General features: G+C 64.9%; 6 protein-coding genes. All 6 read right to left on the bottom strand.

Features of this window, described 5'->3' with window-relative positions:
• Positions 1-402 precede the first annotated feature (402 nt).
• Positions 403-1662, bottom strand: a complete 1260-nt coding sequence (gene murA, locus ABZ827_RS27005; protein ID WP_357242293.1) for a UDP-N-acetylglucosamine 1-carboxyvinyltransferase — start codon at positions 1660-1662, stop codon at positions 403-405.
• A gap of 143 nt (positions 1663-1805) precedes the next feature.
• Positions 1806-2456: a cob(I)yrinic acid a,c-diamide adenosyltransferase gene (locus ABZ827_RS27000; protein WP_357242290.1), complete on the bottom strand. Its 651-nt coding sequence runs from the start codon at positions 2454-2456 to the stop codon at positions 1806-1808.
• A gap of 84 nt (positions 2457-2540) precedes the next feature.
• Positions 2541-2963, bottom strand: a complete 423-nt coding sequence (locus ABZ827_RS26995) for a DUF2550 domain-containing protein (protein WP_357242288.1) — start codon at positions 2961-2963, stop codon at positions 2541-2543.
• A 264-nt stretch (positions 2964-3227) separates the two neighbouring features.
• Complete coding sequence (locus ABZ827_RS26990; protein WP_357242285.1) at positions 3228-3605, bottom strand: F0F1 ATP synthase subunit epsilon; 378 nt, start codon at positions 3603-3605, stop codon at positions 3228-3230.
• A 6-nt stretch (positions 3606-3611) separates the two neighbouring features.
• A complete protein-coding gene (gene atpD / locus ABZ827_RS26985) occupies positions 3612-5060 on the bottom strand; it encodes a F0F1 ATP synthase subunit beta (RefSeq protein ID WP_357242282.1) in 1449 nt (482 codons plus the stop codon).
• Positions 5061-5085: 25 nt separating this feature from the next.
• The gene (locus ABZ827_RS26980) at positions 5086-6057 is read right to left on the bottom strand and encodes a F0F1 ATP synthase subunit gamma (RefSeq protein WP_357242279.1); all 972 of its coding nucleotides are present in this window, start codon (positions 6055-6057) and stop codon (positions 5086-5088) included.
• Between the last annotated feature and the right edge of the window lie 17 nt (positions 6058-6074).

The following is a 6074-nucleotide window of genomic DNA, read 5'->3' as shown; positions in this document are numbered from 1 at the left end:
CCACACGGGGGTATGAAGAACCGAAACCAAATAAAATATTTGGCACTGACATTCATCAACACACTATTGAGTTCTCAAAGAACACACGCACACACAATCTCGCAGCATTTCGCTGGTTGATCCGTGAGGCAACTTCCAAAGCTTAGCTCAACCGATTTCCCGATTGCAAATCGGGGTTCCGGTCGAACCAGTGTGATCGCCAGGCGCTCCTCGTACAACCTCGTTGTCCCTGGTCCCTCCGGCTCGGCGTTTCCGCCTCGCTCCGGGCCCCTGGTCGGTGTCCGTGTCGCTCTGACTTGGATAAAGTTACGCGGCAACCAATTCGATGTCAAATCGCCTGGTCACGGTGGGTTCTCGGCGACATTTACTATTGTCCGCACGCACCGGATCCGCCGAGAATCCTCATGCTTCCGTTCCCACGCGCTTCACATCGGCGCCGAGCGCCTGCAGCTTTTCGACGAAGTCGGGATATCCGCGGTCGATGTGGAATACGTCGTGCACTTCGGTAACTCCGTCCGCGACGAGCCCGGCCAGCACCAAACCCGCGCCGGCGCGGATATCGGACGACCAGACCGGTGCACTGGACAACCGCGGAATGCCACGAACAACGGCGTGGTGCCCGTCGGTGCGCGCATCGGCGCCCAGCCGGATCATCTCCTCGACGAAACGGAACCTCGCCTCGAAGACGTTCTCCGTGATCATCGATGTGCCGTCGGCGATCGATGCCAACCCGATGGCCATCGGCTGCAGATCCGTGGGGAACCCGGGAAACGGCAGGGTCGAGAAGTTCACCGCCCGGGGGCGGTCGGGCTGCGTGACCCGGAAACCGTCCTGTTCGAAGGAGATACGCGCGCCGGCGGAACGTAGTTTGTCCAGGACGAGGGCCAGGTGTTGCGGGTTGACCCCGCTCACCCGCACATCGCCCATCGTCATAGCGGCGGCGATACCCCAGGTTGCCGCGACGATCCGGTCGCCGATCACCCGGTGGGTGATCGGCGAGAGCCGCTTCACTCCCTGGATGGTCAGGACCGATGTGCCGGCCCCCCGGATCCGCGCCCCCATCTGGGTGAGCATGGTGCACAGGTCGACGATGTCCGGCTCGCGCGCGGCATTGTCGATCACGGTCTCCCCTTGTGCGAGGACAGCTGCCATAAGGATGTTCTCGGTTGCTCCGACCGAAGGGAAGTCGAGCCGGATACGGGCGCCCTGCAGCTCGTCGGCGCGGGCCACCACACATCCGTGCTCGATCTCGCTCGTCGCACCCAGCAAGCGCAGGCCCGCCTGATGCATATCGAGCGGGCGGGAACCGATCGCGTCCCCGCCGGGCAACGCGACCACCGCACGTTTACAGCGCGCCATGAGCGGGCCCAGCACACAGACCGACGCGCGGAACTGTGTCACCGCCGGGAAGTCCGCGTGGTACTTGGGCTCGGCCGGGGTGTCGATGGTGACGACATCGCCGGTGATGGTGACATCGCAACCGAGTCCGCGCAGCACATCCGCCATCAAGGGAACGTCCAGAATGTCCGGGCAGTTCGTGATGGTGGTGGTGCCTTCGGTGAGTAAGGCCGCGGCCATGAGTTTCAGGACGCTGTTCTTGGCGCCGCCGACCGAGACCTCACCGACCAGCCGGTTGCCGCCAGATACCAAAAACCGTTCCATGCCGCCTCTCCGAGTATTCGGCGCACCAGTGAGTGCAAGGATAGAGCGCAGACGTGCCCGCCAATGCGCCGGTCGTGCGAATACGCCGGGCCGAAACGCCGGACGGTGACCCAACGGCCACAGTGGGCGAAACCGGACCCGCCTCAGTCTCCCGGCGGCCGGCCTCGACCAGAGCCGGCTTCGTCACGACCGTCGTCTCCGGGCTCGGACGGTGCGCCGTTCTCGCGCCCCCCGCCGGGCCGCCAGAGCACATCGCCCTCAGGGTTGGTGTACCGGCTGAGGATGAACAGCAGATCCGAGAGCCGGTTGAGGTACTTCGCCGGCAGGACACTCGTATCGTCGGGGTGGGCCTGTACCGCGGCCCACGCCGAACGTTCGGCACGCCGGACGACCGTACGCGCGGTGTGCAGCAGCGCCGCCAGCGGTGTACCGCCGGGCAGGATGAACGAATGTAGCGGTGCCAGTTCGGAATTGAATTCGTCACACCAGTTTTCCAGGCGTTCGATATACGGCTCGGTGATACGCAACGGCGGGTACTCCGGGTCTTCCACCAGTGGCGTGGACAGGTCGGCGCCGGCATCGAACAGGTCGTTCTGGATATTGCGCAGAACCGTGCGCAGTGCCTCGCCCGGATCACCGAGTGCGATCGCCACACCGAGCGCGGCGTTCGCCTCGTCGCAGTCCGCGTAGGCGACCAGCCTCGGGTCGGTTTTGCCGACCCGGGAGAAGTCGCTGAGACCGGTGGTCCCGTCGTCGCCGGTACGGGTGTAGATCCGCGTCAGATGCACGCTCACACGACCCACCATAAACGCTCGACGGCTCGACGACGGGGTTACCGGGTCTGCACTTTTGCGCCGCCGGACACCCGGCGCCGGGTTTCAGTGACCGCGGAGCCTGCGGGCACGCTCGGAAGGCCGTGATTCGACCCAGGACAGAAAAGCGGTGAGTGCGGCACGATCGAGCGCCAGCTCGTATGCGCCGTCGCGATCGGAGACGCCGATCACCGAGATCCCCTCGCTCATGATGTCGAACTCGTCACCCTGGGGGCTGCGACGGTCACCGATCTCGATTCCGCGGCGCCGGATCACCGAATCGGCGCCGAGCTTGAGGCTGGTGAGCTTGTAGAAGACGAGATGGTCTTCGTCGTAGCGGATGACTCCGTGCCGCCAACGCTCGCCACCTCGTGCCGGGAGGACGCGCAGGATTGCCGCGGTACCGCCACGTCGCAGCATGACCAGGCGATATGTGGAAACGAGAGCCAATGCGACCAGCACAACAACCAGAATGATCGCAAGCACCATTCCGGTCTGCAATGCCGCACATCCCTTCGTTCATCCGAGGCGATCGGCCGATTCGAACCGGCCGATGCACCCGACGCCATTCAACCATGAACCAGTTTACAAATGGCACGCGGATGTCTCGGAAATACGAGGTCATCGAACCGGAGGGGATGCGGTGACGGCGCCCACGCGACAGGCGCGGGCCCGGAAAGACCGACTCCGGCCGGTGACGAACAGCTGTCACCGGCCGGAGCCGAAATATTCTGTTGGATTCCCGTATGGGGATCAGGAGGACGCGGCCCGCTCGACAGCCAGAACCCGGCCCCGTGCGGCGAGTTGGTCCTCCGGCGTAGCCGCACCGTCGGACAGCACCTTGCGCGCCGCGTCGACGTCGACCTCCGAGGAGAACTCGGCGGTCTCGGCCAGGATCCGCACGGTATCCGCGGTCACCGAGAAGAAACCACCGTGCACCGCGGCGACAACCCGCCGGCCCTCGGTATCGACGATGGTCACCGTGCCGCCCTCGGCCAACTGGCCGAGCAAGGGCTCGTGACCGGGCATGATGCCGATCTGGCCCTCGCTGGTCTGGGCGCTGACGAAACTCGCCCGCCCCGACCACAGCCGCCGCTCGACCGCGACGAGATCAACTGACATATCCGCCATCGGTGACTACTTCCCGGCGATCTTCTTCGCGGCCGCCTCGACATCGTCGAGACCACCACAGCTGTTGAACGCCTGCTCCGGCAGGTGGTCGAACTCACCCTTGCAGACCCGGTCGAAGTCGTCGATGGTCTGCTCCAGCGGGACCACCGAGCCCTCGGCGCCGGTGAACTTCTGCGCCACGATGAAGTTCTGGCCCAGGAACTTCTCCAGGCGACGGGCGCGACCGACGAGGACCTTGTCCTCCTCGGAGAGCTCGTCCATACCGAGAATGGCGATGATGTCCTGCAGTTCCTTGTACTTCTGCAGGATCCGCTTGACCTCGTTCGCCACCGCGAAGTGCCGATCGCCGACGATCGAGGCCTCCAGGATGCGGGAGGTCGAGGTCAGCGGGTCGACGGCCGGGTAGATACCCTTCTGCGAAATCGGGCGGGAGAGCTCGGTGGTCGCGTCCAGGTGGGCGAAGGTGGTCGCCGGCGCCGGGTCGGTGTAGTCGTCGGCGGGCACGTAGATGGCCTGCAGCGAGGTGATGGACCGGCCGCGGGTCGAGGTGATCCGCTCCTGCAGTTCACCCATCTCGTCGGCCAGGGTCGGCTGGTAACCGACGGCCGAGGGCATACGACCCAGCAGGGTCGAAACCTCGGAACCGGCCTGGGTGAACCGGAAGATGTTGTCGACGAACAGCAGCACGTCCTGGTGCTTCACATCGCGGAAGTACTCCGCCATGGTCAGCGCCGACAGGGCGACACGCATACGAGTGCCCGGCGGCTCGTCCATCTGGCCGAAGACGAGGGCGGTGTCCTGGAGGACGCCCATCTCTTCCATCTCCAGGTGGAGGTCGGTGCCCTCACGGGTGCGTTCACCGACACCGGCGAACACGGACGTACCGGAGAACTCCCGGGCGATACGGGTGATCATCTCCTGGATCAGCACGGTCTTGCCGACACCGGCGCCACCGAACAGGCCGATCTTGCCGCCCTTCACGTACGGGGTCAGCAGGTCGATGACCTTGATGCCGGTTTCCAGCAGCTCGGTCTTGCCCTCGAGCTGGTCGAAGCTCGGCGGCTTGCGGTGGATACCCCACTGCTCGCCGTCCCGGCCGAGGCCGGGGGTGTCGAGGCAGTCGCCGAGTGCGTTGAACACGTGGCCCTTGACGACATCGCCGACCGGTACCGAGATCGGCTTACCGGAGTCGCGCACCTCGGCACCGCGGACCAGGCCGTCGGTGGGCTGCATCGAGATGGTGCGCACGATGTTGTCACCGAGGTGCTGGGCGACCTCGAGGGTCAGCGTTTTGGCAACCGACTTCAGGGCGATATCGGCGCTCAGCGCGTTGAACAGTTCTGGGATGGAGCCCCGCGGGAATTCGACGTCCACGACGGGGCCGATGACGCGGACCACGCGGCCCGTGGCGGCGCCGGTCCGGCTCGACTCTTCTCGAGTAACAGCTGCGGTCATTGTGTCTGGTTTCTCTTCCTGCGTCTCAGTCGCGTTCCGAGCTGGCCGCCAGGGCGTTCACGCCGCCGACGATTTCGCTGATTTCCTGCGTGATGTTGGCCTGCCGCAACGAGTTGGCCTGCCGGGACAGGGAACTCGCCAACTCGTTGGCGTTATCGGTGGCGGCCTTCATTGCGGTGCGCCGAGCCGCATGCTCGGATGCCGCTGCCTCGAGCAACGATGCGTAGATCCGCGTGTTGACGTACTTGGGCAGCAGCGCCGCCAGCAGCACATCGGCGTCGGGCTCGAATTCGTACTGCGCGTGCACATCGGCCGTGGGCGAATCGGACAGCATGTCCTTGCCCAGGTCGAAGTTCTCGTCGACGAAGTCGATCTGGATCGGCGCCATCCGGCGCACCTCCGGCGTCTGCGTCAACATACTCACGAACCGGGTGTAGACGATATGGAGCTCATCCACCCCTGCGATATCCCCGGTGCCGTCCGGTGCTTCGATCCGCCCGTCCGAGCCGGCCATGAAACTGTTCACCAGGTGCTTGCACGCGGCACCGGCATCCGCGAAATTCGGCTGCTGGGAGAACCCGGTCCAGGAGGCCACCGGCCGACGGTCGCGGAAGGTGTAGTACGTCAGGCCCTTGTTGCCCATGACGTAGAGCACCGGTTCCTTGCCCTCACCGCGCAAAATGGTCATCAGTTCCTCGGCGCGCTTGAGCACGCTCGAGTTGTAACCACCGCACTGACCACTGTCGCTGGTGATCACCAGCACGGCAGCGCGCCGCGGATTCGGACGTTCGGTGAGCAGCGGATGCGACAGATTCTTCGACGCATTCGCGAGCTCGGCAACCGCCTTGGTGATCTCCTCGGCGTACGGCTTGGCGGCCGCGACCCGGGCCTGAGCCTTGGTGATACGCGAAGTCGCGATCAGTTCCTGGGCCTTGGTGATCTTCTTGATCGAATTCACACCACGAATGCGGGAGCGCAATTCACGCAAGTTGGCCATCAGCGGTTCACACTCCC

Origin of the sequence: Nocardia sp. NPDC019395 (genome assembly GCF_040632335.1) — a bacterium.
Lineage (GTDB): Bacteria > Actinomycetota > Actinomycetes > Mycobacteriales > Mycobacteriaceae > Nocardia.
The sequence above is the reverse complement of the archived record's forward strand: the minus strand, read 5'-3'. Positions and strand labels throughout refer to the sequence as shown.

What these genes read in the sequence shown, in the direction of transcription:
- murA (WP_357242293.1), bottom strand. Translation starts at nt 1,662, where the DNA reads ATGGAACGGTTTTTGGTATCTGGCGGCAACCGGCTGGTCGGTGAGGTC.
- ABZ827_RS26995 (WP_357242288.1), bottom strand. Translation starts at nt 2,963, where the DNA reads ATGGTGCTTGCGATCATTCTGGTTGTTGTGCTGGTCGCATTGGCTCTC.
- ABZ827_RS26990 (WP_357242285.1), bottom strand. Translation starts at nt 3,605, where the DNA reads ATGGCGGATATGTCAGTTGATCTCGTCGCGGTCGAGCGGCGGCTGTGG.
- atpD (WP_357242282.1), bottom strand. Translation starts at nt 5,060, where the DNA reads ATGACCGCAGCTGTTACTCGAGAAGAGTCGAGCCGGACCGGCGCCGCC.
- ABZ827_RS26980 (WP_357242279.1), bottom strand. Translation starts at nt 6,057, where the DNA reads ATGGCCAACTTGCGTGAATTGCGCTCCCGCATTCGTGGTGTGAATTCG.